The organism is Actinosynnema sp. ALI-1.44 (assembly GCF_001984155.1).
Classification (GTDB): domain Bacteria; phylum Actinomycetota; class Actinomycetes; order Mycobacteriales; family Pseudonocardiaceae; genus Kibdelosporangium.
Genome location: NZ_MTQO01000054.1, coordinates 616,764 through 637,747, shown reverse-complemented (window position 1 = coordinate 637,747; position 20,984 = coordinate 616,764). Strand labels below are relative to the sequence as shown.

At 67.3% G+C, this 20,984-nt stretch carries 23 protein-coding genes; 12 read left to right on the top strand and 11 right to left on the bottom strand.

Features of this window, described 5'->3' with window-relative positions:
* The first annotated feature begins 8 nt into the window (after nt 1–8).
* Both ALI144C_RS49925 and ALI144C_RS49920 read left to right on the top strand, forming a co-directional pair.
* Nucleotides 9–749, top strand: coding sequence for an SDR family oxidoreductase (locus ALI144C_RS49925; RefSeq protein WP_076994303.1), 741 nt, complete (start codon nt 9–11; stop codon nt 747–749).
* Nucleotides 746–1,654, top strand: a complete 909-nt coding sequence (locus tag ALI144C_RS49920; protein WP_076994302.1) for an SDR family oxidoreductase — start codon at nt 746–748, stop codon at nt 1,652–1,654. Before ALI144C_RS49925 ends, ALI144C_RS49920 begins: the two co-directional genes overlap by 4 nt.
* Nucleotides 1,655–1,760: 106 nt before the next feature.
* On the opposite strand, the gene ALI144C_RS49915 is transcribed toward ALI144C_RS49920, so the two are convergent.
* Nucleotides 1,761–2,720: an alpha/beta hydrolase gene (locus ALI144C_RS49915; protein ID WP_076994301.1), complete on the bottom strand. Its 960-nt coding sequence runs from the start codon at nt 2,718–2,720 to the stop codon at nt 1,761–1,763.
* Between the two features lie 172 nt (nt 2,721–2,892).
* Between ALI144C_RS49915 and ALI144C_RS49910 the strand changes: the two genes are divergently transcribed.
* The 4 genes from ALI144C_RS49910 to ALI144C_RS49895 all read left to right on the top strand — a co-directional run bounded on the left by ALI144C_RS49910 (nt 2,893) and on the right by ALI144C_RS49895 (nt 7,076).
* Nucleotides 2,893–3,780, top strand: a complete 888-nt coding sequence (locus ALI144C_RS49910; protein ID WP_237774690.1) for a bile acid:sodium symporter family protein — start codon at nt 2,893–2,895, stop codon at nt 3,778–3,780.
* 96 nt (nt 3,781–3,876) lie between these two features.
* Entirely contained in the window at nt 3,877–5,145 is a 1,269-nt protein-coding gene (locus tag ALI144C_RS49905) for an SLC13 family permease (RefSeq protein WP_076994300.1), read from the top strand.
* A gap of 3 nt (nt 5,146–5,148) precedes the next feature.
* The gene (locus ALI144C_RS49900) at nt 5,149–6,312 is read left to right on the top strand and encodes a CaiB/BaiF CoA transferase family protein (RefSeq protein ID WP_076994299.1); all 1,164 of its coding nucleotides are present in this window, start codon (nt 5,149–5,151) and stop codon (nt 6,310–6,312) included.
* Nucleotides 6,309–7,076: an enoyl-CoA hydratase/isomerase family protein gene (locus tag ALI144C_RS49895; RefSeq protein ID WP_076994298.1), complete on the top strand. Its 768-nt coding sequence runs from the start codon at nt 6,309–6,311 to the stop codon at nt 7,074–7,076. Before ALI144C_RS49900 ends, ALI144C_RS49895 begins: the two co-directional genes overlap by 4 nt.
* Here the strand turns inward: ALI144C_RS49895 and ALI144C_RS49890 are convergent.
* Together ALI144C_RS49890 and ALI144C_RS49885 are read right to left on the bottom strand one after the other, a co-directional pair.
* Nucleotides 7,073–7,948, bottom strand: coding sequence for an SAM-dependent methyltransferase (locus ALI144C_RS49890; RefSeq protein ID WP_168211539.1), 876 nt, complete (start codon nt 7,946–7,948; stop codon nt 7,073–7,075). The two genes, ALI144C_RS49895 and ALI144C_RS49890, sit on opposite strands and share 4 nt — an antisense overlap.
* Before the next feature lie 73 nt (nt 7,949–8,021).
* Entirely contained in the window at nt 8,022–9,560 is a 1,539-nt protein-coding gene (locus ALI144C_RS49885) for a serine/threonine-protein kinase (protein ID WP_269086755.1), read from the bottom strand.
* A 164-nt stretch (nt 9,561–9,724) separates the two neighbouring features.
* Here ALI144C_RS49885 and ALI144C_RS49880 point away from each other — a divergent pair, with 164 nt between their 5' ends.
* Nucleotides 9,725–10,660 carry an acyl-CoA dehydrogenase family protein gene (locus tag ALI144C_RS49880; protein WP_076994297.1) on the top strand — a complete coding sequence of 312 codons (936 nt, stop codon included), beginning with the start codon at nt 9,725–9,727 and terminating at the stop codon, nt 10,658–10,660.
* On the opposite strand, the gene hsaB is transcribed toward ALI144C_RS49880, so the two are convergent.
* The 5 genes from hsaB to ALI144C_RS49855 form a co-directional block, all read right to left on the bottom strand.
* On the bottom strand, nt 10,629–11,156 hold the full coding sequence (gene hsaB, locus ALI144C_RS49875) for a 3-hydroxy-9,10-secoandrosta-1,3,5(10)-triene-9,17-dione monooxygenase reductase subunit (RefSeq protein WP_237774688.1): 528 nt from the start codon (nt 11,154–11,156) through the stop codon (nt 10,629–10,631). The genes ALI144C_RS49880 and hsaB overlap by 32 nt on opposite strands.
* 8 nt (nt 11,157–11,164) lie before the next feature.
* Nucleotides 11,165–12,067, bottom strand: a complete 903-nt coding sequence (gene hsaC / locus ALI144C_RS49870) for an iron-dependent extradiol dioxygenase HsaC (RefSeq protein WP_076994295.1) — start codon at nt 12,065–12,067, stop codon at nt 11,165–11,167.
* On the bottom strand, nt 12,067–12,924 hold the full coding sequence (hsaD, locus tag ALI144C_RS49865; RefSeq protein ID WP_076994294.1) for a 4,5:9,10-diseco-3-hydroxy-5,9,17-trioxoandrosta-1(10),2-diene-4-oate hydrolase: 858 nt from the start codon (nt 12,922–12,924) through the stop codon (nt 12,067–12,069). The genes hsaC and hsaD overlap by 1 nt, the downstream gene beginning before the upstream one ends.
* A complete protein-coding gene (hsaA, locus tag ALI144C_RS49860; protein ID WP_076994293.1) occupies nt 12,915–14,075 on the bottom strand; it encodes a 3-hydroxy-9,10-secoandrosta-1,3,5(10)-triene-9,17-dione monooxygenase oxygenase subunit in 1,161 nt (386 codons plus the stop codon). The genes hsaD and hsaA overlap by 10 nt, the downstream gene beginning before the upstream one ends.
* 76 nt (nt 14,076–14,151) lie before the next feature.
* Nucleotides 14,152–14,349, bottom strand: coding sequence for a hypothetical protein (locus ALI144C_RS49855; RefSeq protein ID WP_076994292.1), 198 nt, complete (start codon nt 14,347–14,349; stop codon nt 14,152–14,154).
* 136 nt (nt 14,350–14,485) lie between these two features.
* Here ALI144C_RS49855 and ALI144C_RS49850 point away from each other — a divergent pair, with 136 nt between their 5' ends.
* Both ALI144C_RS49850 and ALI144C_RS49845 read left to right on the top strand, forming a co-directional pair.
* On the top strand, nt 14,486–14,905 hold the full coding sequence (locus tag ALI144C_RS49850; RefSeq protein WP_076994291.1) for a hypothetical protein: 420 nt from the start codon (nt 14,486–14,488) through the stop codon (nt 14,903–14,905).
* Nucleotides 14,902–15,537: a DUF3558 domain-containing protein gene (locus tag ALI144C_RS49845; RefSeq protein ID WP_083754079.1), complete on the top strand. Its 636-nt coding sequence runs from the start codon at nt 14,902–14,904 to the stop codon at nt 15,535–15,537. The genes ALI144C_RS49850 and ALI144C_RS49845 overlap by 4 nt, the downstream gene beginning before the upstream one ends.
* A 4-nt stretch (nt 15,538–15,541) precedes the next feature.
* Here ALI144C_RS49845 and ALI144C_RS49840 read toward each other — a convergent pair whose 3' ends face one another.
* Entirely contained in the window at nt 15,542–16,147 is a 606-nt protein-coding gene (locus tag ALI144C_RS49840) for a hypothetical protein (RefSeq protein ID WP_076994289.1), read from the bottom strand.
* Nucleotides 16,147–16,449, bottom strand: coding sequence for a hypothetical protein (locus tag ALI144C_RS49835; protein WP_237774687.1), 303 nt, complete (start codon nt 16,447–16,449; stop codon nt 16,147–16,149). The genes ALI144C_RS49840 and ALI144C_RS49835 overlap by 1 nt, the downstream gene beginning before the upstream one ends.
* 125 nt (nt 16,450–16,574) lie before the next feature.
* On the opposite strand from ALI144C_RS49835, the gene ALI144C_RS49830 reads away from it, so the two are divergent.
* Nucleotides 16,575–17,501, top strand: coding sequence for a helix-turn-helix domain-containing protein (locus tag ALI144C_RS49830; protein ID WP_083754078.1), 927 nt, complete (start codon nt 16,575–16,577; stop codon nt 17,499–17,501).
* Nucleotides 17,428–17,619: a DUF397 domain-containing protein gene (locus tag ALI144C_RS49825; RefSeq protein WP_076994286.1), complete on the top strand. Its 192-nt coding sequence runs from the start codon at nt 17,428–17,430 to the stop codon at nt 17,617–17,619. Before ALI144C_RS49830 ends, ALI144C_RS49825 begins: the two co-directional genes overlap by 74 nt.
* A gap of 280 nt (nt 17,620–17,899) precedes the next feature.
* Here ALI144C_RS49825 and ALI144C_RS56475 read toward each other — a convergent pair whose 3' ends face one another.
* The gene (locus ALI144C_RS56475) at nt 17,900–18,061 is read right to left on the bottom strand and encodes a hypothetical protein (protein WP_193441291.1); all 162 of its coding nucleotides are present in this window, start codon (nt 18,059–18,061) and stop codon (nt 17,900–17,902) included.
* Nucleotides 18,062–18,295: 234 nt separating this feature from the next.
* Here ALI144C_RS56475 and ALI144C_RS49815 point away from each other — a divergent pair, with 234 nt between their 5' ends.
* Nucleotides 18,296–20,488 (top strand): (Fe-S)-binding protein, encoded by a 2,193-nt coding sequence (locus ALI144C_RS49815; RefSeq protein WP_076994284.1) that lies wholly within the window; start codon nt 18,296–18,298, stop codon nt 20,486–20,488.
* The last annotated feature ends 496 nt before the right edge of the window (nt 20,489–20,984 follow it).

Sequence of the window (20,984 nt, the reverse complement as noted above, 5' to 3'; positions counted from 1 at the left end):
AGTCAGGCGTGCACCTCGCACTCGAAGGCTCGGTGGTCCTGGTGACCGGCGGCGCGCGTGGCGTCGGACTCGGTGTCACGCAGGCGTTCCAGTCCGCCGGGGCGACCGTGGTCATCTGCGGCCGCACGCAGCCGGCCGATCCGGTCGCGGACTTCGTCGCGTGCGACATCCGGGACGTCGAGCAGATCGACGCCATGGTCACGTCGGTCGTCGACCGCTACGGACGGTTGGATGTCCTGGTCAACAACGCAGGCGGCGCACCCGTCGCCGACACGGCCACGGCATCGCCCCGGTTCCACGAGGCTGTCATCCGGCTCAACCTCGTAGCGCCCCTGCTGGTCTCGCAGCGCGTGAACACCGTCATGCAACAGCAGGACAGCGGCGGCTCGATCGTGATGATCAGCAGTATCAACGGATCTCGCCCCGCTCCGCAGTCGGTCGCCTACGGCGCGGCCAAAGCGGGCGTGAACAACCTGGCAGCGAGCCTGGCGGCGGAATGGGCGCCCAAGGTGCGCGTCAACTCCCTCGCCGTCGGCATGGTCCGCACCGACATCACCGAAGACGCCTTCGCCGACGTCCTCGCCGAATCGGCCGCCGCTGTCCCCTTGGGACGCTTGGCCGAACCTGCCGAGGTCGGTGCGTGCGCGGTGTTCCTGGCTTCTCCGCTGGCTTCCTACGTCACCGGCGCGACCCTGCTCGTGCACGGCGGGGGTGAACTGCCCGTCTACTTCTCTAGGGAGACGCCTTGAGCAAGCTCTGTTCTGGCCGCGTTGTCATCGTCACCGGGGCGGCGCGGGGAATCGGCCGAGCGCATGCTTTGGCGTTCGCGGCCGAGGGCGCGCACGTCGTGGTGAACGACTACGGCGTCGGCCTGGACGGGTCGGGCGCTTCCGCGGGTCCCGCGGCCGACGTGGTCGCGGAAATCGAGGCAGCGGGTGGCTCAGCCGTCGCGAACAACGACGACGTGGCCTCGTGGGACGGCGCCGCTCGGCTCGTCGAGACAGCCGTGCAAACGTTTGGCCGACTCGACGTGCTGGTCAACAACGCGGGCTTCCTGCGTGACCGCATGCTGGTGACCATGGCCGAGGAGGAATGGGACGCGGTCGTCCGCGTGCACCTCAAGGGCCACTTCGCCACCGTGCACCACGCCGCGGCGCACTGGCGCGCGGCGGCCAAGTCCGGTGCGCTCCCGGACGCCCGCGTGATCAACACCAGTTCCGGCGCGGGTCTGCTCGGCAGCGTCGGCCAGGGCAACTACAGCGCGGCGAAGGCGGGAATCGTGGGGCTGACGCTGGTCGCGTCCGCCGAACTGGCCCGCTACGGCGTGACCGTGAACGCGATCGCGCCCGCTGCCCGCACCCGGATGACCGAGCAGACGTTCGCGTCCACCATGGCCGCGCCTGAGGGCGGGTTCGACGCGATGGCACCGGAGAACGTCTCGCCGCTGGTGGTCTGGCTCGGCAGCGTGGAATCCCGCGAGGTCACCGGTCGAGTTTTCGAAGTGGACGGTGGACGGATCTGCCTCACCGAAGGCTGGCGCCCCGGGCCCACCGCCACCAAACCCGCACGCTGGTCGCCCGCGGAGCTCACGCCCGTGGTCAAGCACCTCCTGGCACAGGCAAACCAACCGCTGCCAGTGTACGGAACCTCGTGAGTGTTCAGGAGGGTTCGGCATAGCGCGCCGACGGCTGCGGCAAGTGGGCCCACTCGCCGGGTTCGCCCGCGCGGCCATGCGATGCCGCTCGGCGGAGCCGAACAGGTCAGCGCAAGGCCGCGAGCAACATCGGGAATGACCGGTGCAGCGCCCGCTGCCAGTAGGGCCAGGAGTGCGTGCCCGGTCCGTAGAAGTCCGTGATGACGCGGACGTGCTTGGCGCGTAGGCGTTCGGCCACCGCGGCCGACTGCATGCCGAGGAACTGCTCGGAGCGGTCGAAGCCTGTGCCCGGTGGGTCGAGCGGGCCTGGTTCGCCGTTGCCGGTGGCCAGGTAGACGGGGATGCCGCGCAGCCGCCCGGCCAGGTCGTACGGGTTGTGCGCGGCCCAGACGTCGGCCTGCGCCTCGGGGTCTCCCCACAGGGCCAGCGGGTCGCCGCCGGCCTGCCGGACGAGCCCGGCGACCACGTCGGTGCCGATCTTGCCCTGGAATGTCGTGTGGACAAGGCCGCTGTACGACGCCGCGGCCTTGAAGAACCCGGGATGCCTTGCGGCGTAGGACAACGCGCCGAACCCGCCCATGGACAGGCCGGCGGCCACGCGGTCGTGACCGGACCGGTACCCGCGTTCGACCAGACGCCTGAGTTCCTTCAGGTGGAAGGTTTCCCACGCCGGTCCGGTCAGCCAGTCCGAGTAGAACCCGGCCGGTCCGCCTTCCGGCATGACAATCAGGACATTGGTGTTGGCGGTGAACTCCTCGACGTCGGTCATGGTGGTCCATGACCGGTGACCGTTGTTGCCGTCACAACACCCGTGCAACAGGTACAGGGTCGGCCAGGTGCGATACGGCGCACGCCGGTAGTCCTTGGGCAGCAGCAGCCGCACGCCGACTTCGCGTCCGACGGCCTTTGAACGCACGGTCAGCTCCAGCAGTCGTTCGCTGAGTTGCTGTTCGCGCACGACCGTGGCGCCGCCGGTGCTTGCCGCTGCGGGCGCACTGACGAGAACTCCACTGACGAGAACGCTGAGGAACAGCACCAAAGACAGCAGCAGTCCGCGCAATCGCATGCTCGACCTCCGTCGGTCCGGCACCGTGTTCCCAACTTGGCTGCCTGCCGGTTACCTGTCAACCATGTTGTCCGTTAGCGGACATAACGGCTTGGCACGATGTCACCCGCGCCCTGGCCGAACACCGGTCCGGTTGACACAATCACCGGATTGTCCGGTTCAGGGAGGTCCGGTGACTTCATCGTCCGTGGTGACCACGGTGTTCCTGCCGATCGCCCTCGGGGTGATCATGCTCGGCCTGGGGATGTCCCTGACTGTGCAGGACTTCAAACGCGTGGCGGCCGTGCCGAAGGCGACCGCGGTCGCGCTGGCGTGTCAGGTCCTGCTGCTGCCCGCGATCTGCCTCGGCCTGATCCTGCTGTTCGACCTGGCGCCGACGCTGGCCGTGGGGATGATGTTGCTCGCCGCGTCGCCCGGCGGCACCACGGCGAACCTATTCAGCCACCTGGCCGGGGGCGACGTCGCCTTGAACATCACGCTGACCGCGATCAACGCGGTGATCGCGGTGGTGACGCTGCCGATCGTGGTGAACCTGTCGCTGACCGGGTTCATGCCCGGCAGCGGGGAACTCGGCCTGCAGTTCGACAAGATGCTGCAGGTGTTCGCGATCGTGCTGGTGCCGGTGGCGATCGGGATGCTGGTCCGGCGCCGGTTCACCGCGTTCGCCGACCGGACGCTCAAGCCGCTCAAGGTGGCCGCGATCGTGTTCATGGCCGCCACGATCGCCGTCGCGGTGTTCCAGGAACGGGCGAACATCGGCTCGTACGCGCAGTCGGTCGGCACGATCGCGTTGCTGTTCTGCGTGATCAGCCTCGCCGTCGGGTACGCCGTGCCGCGCCTGCTCAAAGTCGGCCGGCGCCAGTCGATCGCGTCGTCGATGGAGGTCGGCATTCACAACAGCACGCTGGCCATCACGATCGCGCTCAGCCCAGCGTTGTTGAACAACCCTCAGATGGCTGTTCCGGCCGCGGTGTACGGCGTCGTCATGTTCATCCCGGCGGGGATCTTCGCGTTCTGGCTGAGCAGGCGAACCGCGCCGCGGGAAAGCCCCGTCGGCTGAGCAGCGGTCTCCGTACCTTGACGAGCTCCGGGCTGTCCGTCTAATTTTCTATGGACGAACAGTTAATTCCGAATTGCGGAATCCCCGGAGCCGCGTATGTCGGTCGAAATCATCTCGATACTGGTTCTCGTCGCGGTGTTCGTGCTGGGCACCACGCTCTCGATCAACATGGGCGTACTGGCGTTCGTCGCCGCCTTCGCCGTCGGCACGCTGGTCGTCGGCAAATCCACCGACGAGATCGTCGGCGGTTTTCCGAGCAATCTCTTCGTGATCCTCGTCGGTGTCACCTACCTGTTCGCCATCGCCAGGAGCAACGGCACGGTGGACTGGCTGGTGACCGTCGCCGTCCGGGTGGTCGGCGGCCGGGTCGTGGCGATCCCGTGGATTATGTTCCTGATCACGGCCGTGCTGACCGCGTTCGGCGCGGTGGTGCCCGCCGCGGTCGCGATCGTCGCGCCGATCGCGATGGGCTTCGCCACCAGTTACAAGATCAACCCGGTGCTGATGGGCCTGCTCGTGATCAACGGCGCCAGCGCGGGCGGGTTCTCGCCACTGAGCATCTTCGGCGGCATCACCAACGGCGTGGTGGAGCGCAGCAATCTGCCCGGCAGCCCGATGACCCTGTTCATCGCCTCGTTCGTCTTCAACGTGCTGCTCAGCGCCGTGGTGTTCGTGATCTTCGGTGGGCGGCAGCTGCTGCGGCGCAGGGTCACCGACGAGATGGCCCCCGCTCCCTCCGGCCCCGGCACGGTCCAGGCACCCGTCAGACTGGACCTCAACCGAGTCCTCACCCTGGTCGGCATCGTCGGCGTTGCGGTGGGGGCGCTGTTCTTCGACCTCGACGTCGGTCTGCTGTCGTTGAGCGTGGTCGCACTGCTGACGCTCGTCTCGCCATCGACCACGCGGGACGCCGTCAACCAGGTCGCATGGACCACGGTTCTGCTGATCTGCGGCATCGTGACGTACGTCAGCCTGCTGGAGGACATCGGCACGGTCGACTACCTCGGCCACGGCGTGGCGGGCATCGGCGTGCCGCTGCTCGGAGCGCTGCTGATCTGCCTGATCGGCGCCGCGGTGTCGGCGTTCGCGTCGACCACCGGCATCCTCGGCGCGTTGATCCCGCTCGCCGTGCCGTTCCTGCAGACCGGGCAGGTCGGCGCGATCGGACTGATCACGGCGCTCGCGCTGTCGTCGTCCGTGGTGGACGCGAGCCCGTTCTCCACCAGCGGCGCGCTCACCGTGGCCAGCGCACCACCGGAGTCGCGTGAGCTGGTGTTCAAGCGGCTGATGGCGTGGGGGTTCACGATGATCGCTGTTGCGCCGCTCGTCACGTGGCTGGTTCTCGTGGTTCCGGGTTGGCTGTAGGGCATGCCACTCACTGGAATCACGGTGCTCGAGGTCGGCGTGTTCATGGCGGGCCCGTACGCCACCATGCAGCTCGCCGACCTGGGCGCGCGGGTGCTGAAGATCGAGAACCCGGCGGGCGGCGACCCGGTCAGGCAGGCCGGGCCGTTCGTCGACGGCGCGAGTTCGCCGTTCGCCCGGCTGAACCGGAACAAGAAATCCGTCGCGCTCGACCTGAAGACACCGGACGGCCGCGCGGCCTTCCGGCGGCTGGCCGACGACGCCGACGTGCTCGTGGAGAACCTCCGGCCAGGCGCATTGCGTGGACTGGGACTCGACTACGACACGCTGCGCGCGTCCAATCCCGGCCTGATCTACGCGTCGGCGTCCGGCTGGGGCCAGGACGGTCCACTTGCGACGCTACCGGGCCTTGACATCATGGCGCAGGCGCGCAGCGGCCTGATGAGCATCACCGGGCCTCCCGGCGGACCACCTGCCAAGATCGGCATCCCGGTCTGCGACCTGGTGTGCGGGATGTACGTCGCGATGGCGGTCCTTGCCGCGCTGCGGGAACGCGACCGCAGCGGCGATGGCCAGCACATCGACGTGAGCCTGTTGGAATCCGGTGTCTCGCTGGCGGTCTGGGAGGCCGGGAAGTACTTCGCCACAGGCGAGGTCGGTGGCCCGCTCGGCACCGCCCACCAGGGGCAGGCGCCGTACCAGGCCGTGCGGTGCGCGGACGGCTGGCTCACCGTCGGCGCGATCACGCCGAAAGCGTGGCGTGGCCTGTGCGGAGTCCTTGGCCTGCAAGCACTCGTCGACCAGGAGCGGTTCGCCGACGCGTACCGCCGCAAGGAGCACGTCGACGAGTTGATCCGGCTGATCGAGGAGGCCACTCGGCACAGGGCTGTCGCCGAACTGGTCACGGCGTTGGACGACGCCCACGTGCCGTGCGCCCCGATCTCCGACTACGGCGAGGTTTTCACCTCCGACGCGCTCACCGAGCGGAATTTCCTCTGGGACGCACCGGGCGGGGTGCGCCAATTGGGCTCGCCGATGCGGTTCTCCCGTACGCCGACGCGGCGCAACGCGGCCGGGCCTGCGCTCGGCGCGGACACGCGTGCGGCGTTGCTCGCTGTGGGGTACACCAATGACGAAGTGGACGCGCTGGTCGGAGGGCAGTCATGAGCGTTGTGGTCGAACAGGAAGGTCCGGTCCTCACGGTCACCTTCAACCGTCCGGACAAGCACAACGCCATGACGTTCGAGATGTACGAATCTTTGGCCGAGGCGTGCGAACGCGCGGACAGCGACGACGGGATCCGGGCGATGGTGCTGCGGGGCGCCGGTCGTCAGGCGTTCGTGTCAGGCACCGACATCACGCAGTTCCAGCAGTTCGAGACCGGTGCGGACGGACTCGCGTACGAACAGCGGATCGCGGAGGTGCTCACGCGCCTGGAGGACGTGACTGTGCCTACGATCGCGGTCATCCGCGGTTACTGCGTCGGCGCCGGTATCGCCATCGCGGCCGTGTGTGATCTGCGTGTGGCTGCGACATCCGCGCGGTTCGGTGTGCCGATCGCCCGTACGCTCGGCAACTGCCTGTCCATGAACACGTATTCACTGCTGGTCCACCACCTTGGCCCGTCGCGGGCGATGGACATGCTGCTCAGGGCCAAACTGCTGACCGGCGGCGACGCCAAAGCCGCCGGTTTCGTGCACGAACTGTGCGGTGACGACGACCTGGCCCGCACGGCGACCGCCGTGGTCGGGACGGTGCTGCGGAACTCGCCGTTGAGCATGTGGGCGGCCAAGCAGGCCATCGCACGACTGCGCCGGGCCGCGTTGCCCGATGGCGACGACATCGTCAGCAGGGTGTTCGGCAGTGACGACTTCCATGCGGCCGTGGCCGCGTTCGACACGAAACGGCAGGTGAACTGGAAGGGTCGTTAGGGCTTGCGGCCGACTCCGCACCAGGCCAGGTGATACGCCGACGGTTCGCGGTCGACCGGGTTGTCCGGCCGCCAGTCCTGCAGGTGCACGATGCCTGGGTCCTGCAGCTCCCAGCCGTCGAACAGGCGCTCCAACTCGGCCTTGGTCCGCGTGCAGAGGCGGGTCGTGGTGTTCCTGTACGCGTCCACGAAGGTCGCCACCTGGTCTTTCTGCTCCTGCGTCGCGTCGTCGGATGCCAGGTGCGACATCACGAGCAGGCTGCCGGGCGCCAGTCGCGAGCGGTAGTGCGCGATCAGGTCGGCCGGGTTGTCGTCGTCGCCGATGAAGTGCAGCAGGGCGACCATCTGCAGGCAGACCGGCTTGTCGAAGTCGATCAGCGCGCGGGTCCTCGGGTGGTCGAGGATGCCGTCCGGGTTGCGCAGGTCCTCCTGGATCATGGTCACGCGGTCGGTGACGTTCTGCTCCTGCAGTTTGATCAGTGAACTCTGCACCGCGATGGTGTTCGAGTCGACGTAGACGACGTGCGCGTCCGGGTTGGCCCGCAAGGCGATCTCGTGCACGTTGCCGACCGTCGGCGCGCCGGAGCCGATGTCGAGGAACTGGGTGATCCCGGTCACGCCCGCCTCTTTCACCGCGCGGCGCAGGAACGAGCGGTTGTTGCGGGCCAGCGGCTTGATCGGCGGCAGGATCTGCTCGACCTTGTCGACGAACGCGCGGTCGATCGCGGTGTTGTGGGATCCGCCGAGGTACGCGTCGTAGACCCGGTCCGGTGACGGCAGTGTCGCGTCGATGCCCGCTGCCTCAAGCCAGGCGACCACCGCCATGTCCTGGAACGGCTCAACGTACTCGGACATGTCACGGCCGGCGGACATCCGATCTCCTGTCGGGTTAAGTTGTGGCACGGGGTCACGCGCGGACATCGAGTCTATCGCGCGGATCAACCGCTCATTTGGCGTCGGAGTCGATGAGCAGCTTGCCACCCTGGCGGACGATGCGAACCGTGCGGGTCGTGGTGTTGCCGCCGCCGTAGTTCACGTTGTACGCGATCTGTTCGCCGCCGTCCGGGTCCGTGGCTGTCCGGTTCGCACCTCGCCCGCTGACCTGCGGGTACTGCGCCCAGTACTGCTCGAACGCGGCGAAGTCGCCGAACATCTGCTGCGCCTTCGGCGTCAGCATCCCCCACCGCTCCTGGGCGGACTTGTCGCCGCTGTAGTAGGCGACGACCGCGAGCCCGGCCGAGCGCCAGTCGATCGCGCCGCCCTCGTTGCCGACGGCGTTCGACGGGTTCGATGGCTGCGACGGCGTCTGTGTGGGCGTGACCAGCTTGGTCACTGTGTCCTGCGGCTGGGTGATGGTCGGTTGTTGCGCGCCTTGGTCCTTCGAGCCGCTTGTGCTGAGCACAGTGGCGATGACACCACCCAGCACGGCCGCCGCGACGATCGCGCCGACGATGCCCGCGACACGCTTGCTTCCGCCCGGTTTGCGAGGTTCAGCGGGCCGAGGAGGCGGGGGCGGCGGGGTACGCGGCGGCGACACGGGCCGCTGCTCGACGGGCTTGGGCGCCGCCTGCACCGAGACAGCCGTCGGGGCCGCCGCGGGCGTCGGGGCGATCAGGGTCTGCTGCACCGGCGCCGGTTGGTTCGGTACCGGTTTCGGGGCCACCGGCGGATTGATCGTCTCCCTGGGCACGACCACGGTCGCGCCACCGGCGAGTTCGCCGAACGAGGCGACCAGTTCCGGCATGGTCGGCCGGTCCGCGGGTTCGGCGCTGAGCAGCCGCATCAGGGTCTTGCTCATCGGCCCGGCCTGCTTGGGCTCGGGCACCTTGCCCATGGCCACGGCGTAGAGCTGGGCCAACGGGTTGTCCTTGAAGCCGTACGGCGGCTGGCCCTCGACGACGTGGTACAGCGTCGCACCGAGGGAGAACACGTCCGAGGCCCTGGTCGGGTCCTGTCCCCTGGCCACTTCCGGCGCCAGGTAGGCGGGCGTGCCGGCGAGCATGCCCACCGAGGACTGGGTCATCGTGCCGTCGTCGGTCGACCGGGAGATGCCGAAGTCGGTGATCTTCACCTGACCGCCCTGGTCGATCAGGATGTTGCCCGGCTTCACGTCCCTGTGCACGATCCCGGCGGCGTGCGCGGCGGTCAGCGCTGTGGCGACCTGCACGCCGATCTGCGCCGCCTCTTCCGGCGGGAGCGTGCCGCGCTCGGCCAGCAGCCCGGACAGGCTCAGCGACGGCAGGTACTCCATGATCAGGCAGGGATCACCGTCGTGCTCGGCCACGTCGAACAACGCGATGGCGTTGCGGTGCTGCAACCGCGCGGCGATCCGGCCCTCGCGCATCGCCCGGCGGCGTGCGTCAGCGGCCTGGCTCTCCGAGAGCCCGGCGCGCATCATCAGTTGCTTGACAGCAACCGTTCGGTCAAGCCGCTCGTCGCGTGCCCGCCAGACGATTCCCATCGCGCCACTGCCGATGTGGTCCAGCAGCCGGTAGCGACCGGCGACCAGCTGCCCCTCTTCGATGACGACTTCTTTCCTCGCGTGCGTGTACCTGACGGCGTCAACCTTATCGAACCCAACCCACGTTCGAGTGAAGCGGCACGGGTGATCCGGTAGCAAACCAAGCGATTGTTTGGTTTGATGGGCGTATGCTCGGCACCGAACACGACGATCTGCGGGACGCCGTGCGGCACATGCTCAACCGCGCCGACGTCTCGTGGTCCGCGCTGTGCCGCCAGATCGGCGTCGCCGGACTGGCCGTTCCGGAGGAATACGGCGGCGCGGGCGCGACATTGCTGGAATCCCACGTCGTCCTCGAGGAAACCGGCCGTGTGCTGGCACGGATCCCGATGTTGTCCACCGTGCTGGCCACGCAAGCCCTGCTACTGAGCGGTAACGCGTCGGCGTGCGCGGATCTCCTCCCCGGAATTGTCGACGGCAGCACAGCGGCGACGGTGCTGTGGGCGGATTCCGTTTCCGGAACAGTTCCGTTCGTACTGGACGGCGATGTCGCCGATGTGTTGCTCGTCGCCACACCCGACGGTCTTTTTCTCGGCGATTCCACGCATCGCGTGCATACCCCCACGATGGACGAATCCAGGCGACTGGCGACCGTGCACCTTTCCGGCGGAACCCGGATCGGGCCGCCCGCGCCACACCTGCGTGACATCGCGCTGGTCGCGTTGAGCGCCGAACAGGTCGGCGCCGCCCAACAATGCCTCGACATGACGGTGGAGTACACCAAGACACGCGTCCAGTTCGGCAGGCCGATCGGGAGCTTTCAGGCGTTGAAGCACCGGATGGCCGATATGTACGTTCTCGTCGAGACGGCGAGGTCGATCTCCTACGCCGCCGCCGAGGACCTGGACCTCGCCGCCGCGGCCGCCGCGCACTGCGCCGACACCCTGTCCACTGTGGCCGGTGAGATGATCCAGCTGCACGGCGGCATCGCGATCACGTGGGAACACGACGCGCACCGCTACTTCAAGCGGGCGCACAACAGCGCACACCTGTTCGGCCAGCCGCACGAGCACGTCGCGCGGCTGGCGGACGTCATATCCAGTCGTTGTGCTTCGACCACGTGAAGAGGTTGTCCAGCATGGCGTTCGGCTTGCGTTCGGCCTGCGCGTCGGTCGCCGTGTACCGGCCTCGGTAGAACAGCAGCGGCTGGGCGTCCCGGCAGGTGCCCAGCTGTCGCACCCGGCCGATCACGACGTGGTGGTCGCCGCCGTCCCTGACCTCCTGGATGTCGCAGTCGACCCACGTCAGCACGCCGTCCAGGACCGGCGCCCCGCTCGGTGCGGGCGTCCAGCCCGCCGACGCGAACTTGTCCGCACCGGCCCGGCCGAACACCGAGGACAGCTCCTGCTGGTCGTCGGCGAGCACGTTCACGCAGAACTTGCCGGACCGCTCGATCGCCTGCCAGGTACGGGAAGTCTTGCCGGGGCAGAACAGCACGAGCGGCGGGTCCAGCGACAGCGCGGCGAAGGCCTGGCAGGCGAACCCGACCGGGCCCTCGCCGGTGATCACCGTGACACCCGTGCAGAAGTGCCCGAGCACCCGCCGGAAGTCGACCGACACCGCCGCGGTCACTGCTTCGCGCCGACGCTGAAGTCGTGGCCCCACAGGCTGACCGCGGTGCTTTCGCGTGCGATCCAGTCCTCGTCGTCGACCTGCCTGCCCTCACAGCCGAACTCGACGTCGAAGCCGCCAGGGGTCTTCATGTAGAACGACAGCATCAGGTCGTTGACGTGCCTGCCGAGCGTGGCCGACATCGGGACCTTGCGGCGCAGCGCCCGGTCGAGCGTCAGCCCGACGTCGTCGCTGTTCTCCACCTCGACCATCAGGTGCACGATCCCGCTCGGGGTCGGCATCGGCAGGAACGCCAGGCTGTGGTGACGCGGGTTGCAGCCGAAGAACCGCAGCCAGGCGGGCGGCCCGTCGGCCGGGCGGCCGACGAACTGCGGCGGCAGCCGCATCGAGTCCCTGAGCCGGAAACCCAGCACGTCGCGGTAGAAGCGCAGCGCGGCCTCGTCGTCGTGTGTGGACAGCACGACGTGACCGAGGCCTTGCTCGGCGGTGACGAACTTGTGCCCGTACGGGCTGACTACCCGGCGGTGTTCGAGGGCGGCGCCGTGGAACACCTCGAGCGTGTTGCCCGACGGGTCGTCGAAGCTGATCAGCTCGACCACCCTGCGGTCGGCCAACTCGGCCTGTGTGCCTTCCTTGTACGGCACGCCCGCCTTGTCGAGGTTGGCACGCACCTCGTCGAGTTCGGCGGCGTTCGCCGTCTCCCAGCCGGACTGCGCCAGCTGGTCCTTCTCGCCGGGGAAGATCACCAGCCGCGCCGGGAAGTCGTCCATCCGCAGGTACAGCGCGTTCTCGTCGGTGCCCTTGCCTTCCACCATGCCGAGCACCTTGAGGCCGTACTCACGCCACTTCGCCATGTCGGTGGCCTCGATGCGCAGGTAGCCAAGCTGTCGGATGCCCATCACGCGCTCCCGATGAAGTCGAGGGTGAGCCGGTTGAACTCGGCGAACTTCTCCAGCTGCGCCCAGTGTCCACACCGGCCGAAGACGTGCAGCTGCGCGCGCGGGATGAGTTTGAGCGCGAGCAGGGCGCCGTCGAGCGGGTTCACCCGGTCCTCACGGCCCCACACGAGCAGGACGCGTTGCCGCAGCTTGTACGCCTCACGCCAGAGCATGCCCTCTTCGAAGGTCTCCGGGCTGGTGAACGACTTGCCCATGGACGCCATGGCCCGCAACGACTCCGGGTCCGCGGCGACCCGGTAGCGCTCCTCGACCAGCTCGTCGGTGACCATCGACTGGTCGAACACGAGTGTCCGGAGGAACTTCGCCAGCTTCTCCTTGGACGGTCCCGGTGGCGCGGCGAACCCGTACAGCGCCTTGATGCCCTCGGTCGGGTCCGGCGCGAACACGTTCACGCCGAGACCGCCGGGCGCCATCAGCACGAGCCGCCCGGCGCGGTCGGGGTGGCGCAGCGCGAACCGCACGGCCGTGCCGCCGCCGAGCGAGTTGCCGACGAGGTGCACCCGTTCGATGCCGAGCGAGTCGAGCAGGCCGAGCAGCGCGTCCGCGCTGTAGGTGAAGAACTGCCCGGTGATCTCGGGCTTGTCGGAGTGCCCGAAGCCGGGCTGGTCGACGAGCAGGGTCCGGTGGTGTTCGGCGAACACCTCGAGGTTGCGGCCGAAGTTGCTCCACGCCGACGCGCCGGGGCCGCCGCCGTGCAACATCACGACCGGATCTCCCGTACCGGCTTCGTGGTAGTGCAGCTTGAGGTCCGGGCCTGCCTGCGCGGTCCGTGAGGTGGACTCGAATGTCAGAGCCATGCGTCCTGCACCTTCAGGCCGAGTTCCGACTTGCCGTACATGGCGAGCGCGCGTTCCGGGTCGTTGATCGCGTGCACACGCCCGGCGTGCGCGTCGCGCCAGAAACGCTGGATCGGTGTGCCCGCGTTCAGCGCCTTGCCGCCGGAGTTCTCGAACAGCCGGTCCACCGCGCTGATCGCGCGCCCGGTCGCCTTGACCTGGTCACGCCGGATCCGCATCCGCAGGTCGAACGGGACCTTCTCGCCCGCGTTGACGTGCTTGTACGCCGTGCTGATGTTGTACTCCAGTTGCAGCCAGGCGGCGTCGATCTCGCTGGCCGCTTCGGCGACGCGCACCTGCGAGTACGGGTCCTCGGCCGCTTTGGTCCCATAGGACGCCCGGACGCGTTCCTGCATGTAGGAGGTGTGCGTTTCGTAGGCGCCGGTGGCCATCCCGATGACCGGGGTGGCGATGGAGTACGAGAAGACCGAGGCGAACGGCAGTTTGTAGAGCGGGCTGGTGTTCACCTCATGGCCGGGGCACACGCACTTGCCGGTGTCCTGGAAGCTCAGCGTCCGGTACTCGGGCACGAACACGTCGTCGACCAGGATGTCGTTGCTGCCTGTGCCCCGCAGCCCGACCGTGTCCCACACGTCTTCGATCTTGTAGTCGGAGATCGGCAGCAGGAACGTCCGGAAGTCCACCGGGTTGCCGTCGTCGCCGAGCACCAGCCCACCGAGGAACACCCAGCTCGCGTGGTCGCAGCCGGAGGAGAAGCTCCACCGCCCGGTGAACCGGAAGCCGCCGTCGACCGGCGTCGCCCGGCCCATCGGCGCGTACGAGGAGGAGATCCGCGCGTCCTGGTCCGCGCCCCACACGTCCTGCTGGGCCTGCGCGGCGAACAGGCCGAGCTGCCACGGGTGGCAGCCGAGCACCGACGAGACCCAGCCGGTCGAGCCGCAGGCGCTGGCGATCAGCCGGACCGAGCGGTAGAAGTCGAGCGGGTCGGCCTCGAGACCGCCGTGCGCGACAGGCTGCAGGAGCTTGAAGAATCCGGCCTGGCGCAGCGCGTCGATCGACTCGGCCGGAACCTTGCGCAGGTCCTCGGTCTCCTGGGCGCGTTCTCGCAGCACCGGCAGGAGTTCCCGGACCGCGGCGACGACCTCGCTCATGAGCAGCTCCCGAAACTGGAACGTGTTCTCCCTACTGGACCAGACTAGAACACGTTCCAGTTTCTGTCACGGCGGATCACGAGGCGGGCTTGGCCTCGTCCGGTTTCTCCGGGACCGGGGTACGCGCGGCGGCGATGTCGTCGGCCCATCTGCCGATCTCCACCACGATGTCCCTGACAGCGGTCGCGACAATCGACGCGATCCGGCCGAGATGCTCAGACGTGGCATCGGCGGCCGTACGGACGGCGTCTGTGGTTTCGGATTCATCACCCATGACTCGAACGTACCGACCCACATCGATTCAGCTGGACGCCCGCGATACCCCTAACGTGTGACAGGAATCCGTTTCCCCGGATTCCGGGCAAGCGTGCGGATACCGTCACCGAGAGTGGTTGTGACGAGGGGACAGCATGCATGTCAACGACGACGGCGGCGATAGCGCCGCCCAGCCGGAGATCAGCTGGGACTCCATAGGCGCCAGCGTGGCATCTTTCGCGAACATGGCCGCCAACGGCAGCTTCGAGGTCAGCGAAACCGGTGGTGACGCTTTGATCAAAGCCATCCAACGTCTGCGCGAGTGGGCAACCGACCAGGAAGTAGAACTGGCCGACTTGACGCAGCCGTTGCCGCTGGGAACCAGCCACACCGCCCATGTCATGCGACCGTACGTGCAGCAGGTGGCAGTCGACAGCCAAGGTTTCCTGACCCAACTCGCCCAACTTCAGCAGTCCCTGCACAAGGCGGAGGAGGGCATTCGTTCGGCGATGGCCAACTACAAAGCCACGGAGGAAGCCAAACGCGCCGCCTTCGGTAACATCGAACCGGCATGAAGCCGGGAGCCGACACCAGAAAGAGCTCTGAACCTGTGAAGCCCTCTCTGACGCGTCTGGCCGCGGCCATCGTGGTCTCGGCCGCGACCATGGCCGGATGTACCACCGCAACGGACGGCCTGCCGACACCTGGCAGTACACAGCCCACGCCGAACACAGGTCGCGCGACAATCCCAGGCGGAGGAAACACGGGTAGACCGCCGACACCAACCAGCAAGAGCACGGGCAACAGCCCCATCAGAAACGCCGACCCGTGCTCCTTGCTGACTGCGTCCGACATGGCGGCCCTGTCCCTACTGGCGGGCAAGACCACGGACGGGTCGACAGATGACGACAAGGGTTGTCGTTGGCACTCGTCGCGGCAAGGCGACCACACCGTACAAATTGACATCTACGCCTTGCTCAGCATTAAGGATGTACAGGCGACCGGAGAGGTCAAACAGCTTGGAAAGGTCGGCAAACACCAAGCAGTCCAATACCCGTTCGGAACCACCTGCACGATAAGCTTGGCCATCACCGACACCTCGCGTGTGGATGTGCGGGTTGGCGCAGCCGGTAACCACCAAAAAGCGTGCGAGATGGCTGCGCAAGTGGCTCAGATGGTTGAGCCCGAGTTGCCAGGTGGGAGCTGAGCGGTCATTCCCCACCGGGTCGATACAAGGTGATTGCCACCGGGCCGCGATCAGACACGTTTCGGGCAGCGGGGTCGGCCACCACGTAGTCCAGCAAGCCGGAGGCCACCCACACGGATTCGCCAGCCGCGTTCCGGAAACCTGCCGTGGTCAGCAAATGATCGATACCCAGGAAGCAACCGCACAGGATGACGTCTCCGGTGAGGTTCGACAATGCGCGGATGTGCCGGAACTGGGCTCCGGTGTCCACGCCACACAAGTCGGTCGCCACGACTGTCAACTCCCAGCCGTCAGCCCGCACGATGGCGACCGCTGTCGGTGCGGCCAGGAACTCGCGTACTTCGACGCGGCATCCAGTGAAGATCACCACGTTGTCGCCAGCGGGATCGCGCGCCACATGAGCGGACATGCCCCACTCCCGCGCGAGCAGGCCCAGTCGGCCATCCTCAGCCGATCCGGATATCCCGAGAACGCAGACCACGTCAGCCGACACGGTCCGCGCGAGGCGCCGCAAATCGGTATCCCGGCCCTCGATGTCCCAGACGGCCACGCGCATCGTGCCGGTGACCGGCGACGCATCCGCCAACCGCTGTTGTTCAACCTTGAGCATCAGACGATCCGCAACGCGTGCCGCGCACCCGCGTCGGGTTCGTCAAGCAACGCCAGACGCGCGGCCAGATAGACACGACAAGGCACGTTCGGCCGTCGCCATTGCCACCAACGCCGACGGCACACCGCGCAGCAGCCGTTCTCGTCAGGACGGTGCTCCCGCAAGAGCACACGCACTGCTCGGACCAACGGCGCGACCTCTGTCCTGGCAAGGGCGGCCGCCGCATGGTCATCGCCCTCGGCGGCCACTCGCTCCAGCACCGCGAGCGTTCCCTGCACGGCCTCATCCAGCTCCTGAAACACCACGGCTCCCTAAAATAGGCTCCCACTCAGGATCTTCACGCCGAATCCGGACTCCTGCCACAAAGTTCCCACGATCGAATGAAAGCGCTCGCCAGCGCTTGGCCGGAAGTCCAATATAGGCACCTGTGACAACCCCGACCATTCAACGACGCCGACTGGGCAACGCGTTGCGGCGCGCCCGCGAGGAAGCGGGCAGGACGCAGGACGAAGCCGCCGAGCAGATCGACGCGGCGTCCACCAAGATCAGCCGCCTCGAACTCGGCCAGAGCGGGATCAAGATCACCGATCTCAACGTGCTGCTCAAGTACTACAAGGTCGACAGGAGTTTGTGCGACGGCATGCGAGACCTCGCCCGCGCCGGGAGGCAGCGCGGACGGTGGAGCGGGTACCGCAATGTGATTCCCAACTGGTTCCGACAGTACCTCGACCTCGAACAGGACGCGTCGGAGTTGCGTTGGTACCAGGCCGAAATCGTCCCGGGCGTGCTGCAGACCGAGGCATACATCCGCTCGATGCTCGCGACCGCGCGGCCTCGGGCCACCGATGACGAGGTCGAACGGCAGGTCGAGGTGCGGCTGGAACGGCAGTCGATCCTGGACAACGAAGTGCTGCTGCGTTTCATCATCAGCGAGTCGGCGCTCCGCCGGAACATCGGTGACCCGTCGATCATGCGCGATCAGCTGGCCCGGATAGCCGAAGTCGCCGCGCAGCCGAACGTCGAACTACAGGTGCTTCCGTTCGATGCTCAGACGTTCGGTGCCGCATGGATCAACTTCATCATGCTGAGGTTCGACCACGACGCCTCATCCGATGTCGTCTATGTGGAGGACTTGATTGACGCCGATTACCTCGATCGCCCGGACGCCGTGCGGGCATACACTGGGTTGTGGAACCGCCTGCAGGCCGCCGCTCCGGGGCCCGTGGAGTCTCGGGACCTGATCCTGTGTATGGCCGACGAGACGCGAATCGAGCGAGCGCATGACACTGGACCTCTCCGACGCGGTGTGGCGGAAAAGCAGCCACAGCGGCGACAACGGCGGAGCATGCGTTGAGGTAGCCCTCTTAGCGGACAGCACAGCCATCCGCGACTCCAAGGACCCGACCGGTCCGGTGCTCGTGCTGACCCCACGACAGTGGGTCAACCTCCGGCACAGCGTGAACCCCCGCTGATCCACCAATCGAACTGGTCGAGCCCGGCCTTTTCGACGACGTCGAGCAGGCTGCCACGGCATGGCGGGCGACGGTCGGAGACACGGCCAAGGACGCGGAACTCCTCCCCGTGCGGTCGACGGACGGCGAGCGGTCGCACCTGCCGGGAAGCCTCCTCGACCACGCCGTCACCCAGGCCGCCCGCGACCACCGAGTGCGCAACTAGCCCGATTGGGTGGTACCGACCGGTAAAGAATCATGAGTACGCTTCCTGAGAAAGTGGCGCCGGTCACAGGGAGGCTCACTCATGCGACACGCGTTGGCACAGTGCCTTGCGTGTGGCTCCCGGTGTGCTTACTGCGATCTGCCGGTCCTGCTCACCAGCGAACACGAGCATCCCGGCTACGGCGTCGTCGACCAGGTGAACGACCTCGGCGGACTGCCGGGGCTCGGTCTCGTGCACCAGTTCTGCCGGGACTCGGCGCGGTCACGCAGCGCGGCCCGGCGCGGACTTGTCGTCAGAAGGGCGTATCTCGGACGGGCCACCGAGCGTTATGAAGCGCATCAGCCAGTGCGGCCTTACGATCGGCTCGGGGTTTGTCCGGGTGACGGACCGCGGTGGCGGATTGCGAAGATGCGGTACGCGTGCAAGGCGTGCCGTTACTACACAAGCTCACACTGACGAGGTTGGGTCTACGTGGTCGTTCGTCTCGTTCTTGGTCTGTTGATGACCGTCGTCGGGCTTGGGTTCGCCGCGCAGCGGGTGCTCTGGCTGAACCGGTTGATCCGGTCGGGCCAGCCCGACAACGACCGGTCCGACAATCTGGGCAAACGCGTCGCCGCGCACCTCGCGGAGGTGTTCGGCCAGCGCAAGCTGCTGAAGTGGTCGGTGCCCGGTATCGCGCACCTGTTCACGTTCTGGGGCTTCGTGATCCTCGCGTCGGTGTACCTCGAGGCGTACGGCGCGCTGTTCTACGACAAGTTCGCGATCCCGTTCATCGGCCACTGGTCGGTGCTCGGCTTCCTGCAGGACTTCATCGCCGTGATGGTCGCCGTGTCGCTGGTGGTCTTCGCGATCCTGCGGATCAGGCAGTCACCGGAGCGCAAGGAACGCAAGTCGCGGTTCTACGGCTCGCACACCGGTGGCGCGTGGCTGATCCTGGTCATGATCTTCAACGTGGTCTGGACGATGTTCCTGTTCCGCGGCGCGTCCGCGGCGGCGGGCAACTTCCCGTACGACGACGGCGCGTTCGTCTCGCTCGGGGTCGGCAACCTGCTGGAACCGCTCGGCCACGGCACCAACGAGGTCATCGAGACCGTCGGGCTGCTGCTGCACATCGGCGTGATGCTCAGCTTCCTGATCATCGTGCTGCACTCCAAGCACCTGCACATCTTCCTGGCACCGGTCAACGTCACGGCCAAGCGCCTGCCGGACGGCCTCGGCCCGTTGCTGCCGATGAAGTCGAACGGGAAGCCCATCGACTTCGAGGACCCGGGCGAGGACGACGTGTTCGGCCGGGGGAAGATCGAGGACTTCACCTGGAAGGGCATGCTGGACTTCGCCACGTGCACGGAGTGCGGCCGCTGCCAGTCCCAGTGCCCGGCGTGGAACACGGGCAAGCCGTTGTCCCCCAAACTGGTGATCATGGACCTGCGCGACCACATGTTCGCGAAGGCGCCGTACCTGATCGGTGGCAAGGAGCCGTCGGACGCGGTGGACGTGGTCGAGCAGAACGACCCGCACCACGTGCCCGAGGCGGGATTCCCCCGCGTACCGGGTGACCAGGGCGGAAGGCCGCTGGTGGGGACGCTGGAGGCAGGCGGCGTGATCGACCCGGACGTGCTGTGGTCGTGCACGACGTGTGGCGCGTGCGTGGAGCAGTGCCCGGTGGACATCGAGCACGTCGACCACATCGTCGACATGCGCCGCTACCAGGTGATGATCGAGTCGGAGTTCCCGACGGAGCTGGGAACGCTGTTCCGCAACCTGGAGACCAAGGGAAACCCCTGGGGCCAGAACAACAACGAGCGGATGGACTGGGCCAAGGGCCTCGACTTCGAGGTGCCGGTGTTCGACGGCGAACTGGCGTCCGATGTGGAGTACCTGTACTGGATCGGCTGCGCGGGGGCGTTCGACGACAACGCGCGCAAGACAGTCCGCGCGACAGCGGAACTGCTCCACCTGGCGGGCGTGAACTACGTGGTGCTGGGCAAGGAGGAAAGCTGCACGGGTGACCCGGCGCGGCGGTCAGGCAACGAGTTCCTCTTCCAGATGATGGCCCAGCAGACCGTGGAGATGCTCAACGCGGTCTTCGAAGGCAGGGAACCCCTGCAACGCAAGATCGTGACGACGTGTCCGCACTGCATGAACACACTGGGCCGCGAGTACCCGCAACTGGACGGGAACTACGAGGTCATCCACCACACGCAACTGCTGAACAGGCTGGTCCAGGCAGGCAAGCTGACACCGGTCGCAGCGGCGGACCCGCAGGGACCGGGCGTGACGTACCACGACCCGTGCTACCTGGGCAGGCACAACAAGGTCTACACGCCACCGCGTGAACTGATCGGCGCGGCGGGTGCGTCACTGACCGAGATGCCACGGCATGCTGATCGCTCGCTGTGCTGTGGCGCCGGTGGTGCCCGAATGTGGATGGAAGAGCGGATCGGCAAGCGCGTCAACGAGGAGCGCGTGGACGAGGCGCTCACCACGGGTACGGACACAGTGGTGACCGGGTGCCCGTTCTGCCGAGTGATGATCAACGACGGTCTGACCGCACGGCAGAGTGAAGGGCTTGGCGAGGGCGTCGCGGTCAAGGACGTGTCGCAACTACTGCTGGAGTCGGTGAAGCGCTCGAACAACACGGACAACGTCCCTGCGGCGGACTGAGTAACCCACTGACGCCGCCAACCCCAACCAACTCGCGCGCAGGCGAGCGCAGCGCAGAGAAGGCAGCTTGCGCGCAAGCGCAGAGTGGTGCTTCGGGGGTGTCTCCTGCCCGTCGGCCTGGGCGAAGCCAACCACGGGCTGTCCAGAGGTCGGCCTGCACAAGCAACGAACAGCGATAGCCGTACCGGCCTCTTGACAGTCCGTGGTTCCCTTGGGCAGGTCGACGGGCAGGGGACGCCCGCGCCCTGAACCCCCGGGACATCCCAAGTCTGCGCGGGGACGAACACGGCGGGAGTCCTCCTGCCTGGAGGTCTGCTCCCGGCGAGGGGCTTCTTTTCACCGCCGCGACTCCAGTGTGTTCTTCGACGGTCGCGGCGCGGACCAGGCACAGAAAGAAGGTCCCTCGCCGGGAGCAGACCTCGGGGCAGGAGGTTTCCCCGGGGCCTGTGCTCGTCCGGTTGTGGTGCAGTGACCTGGGGTGTGTCGGGGGCGGCGG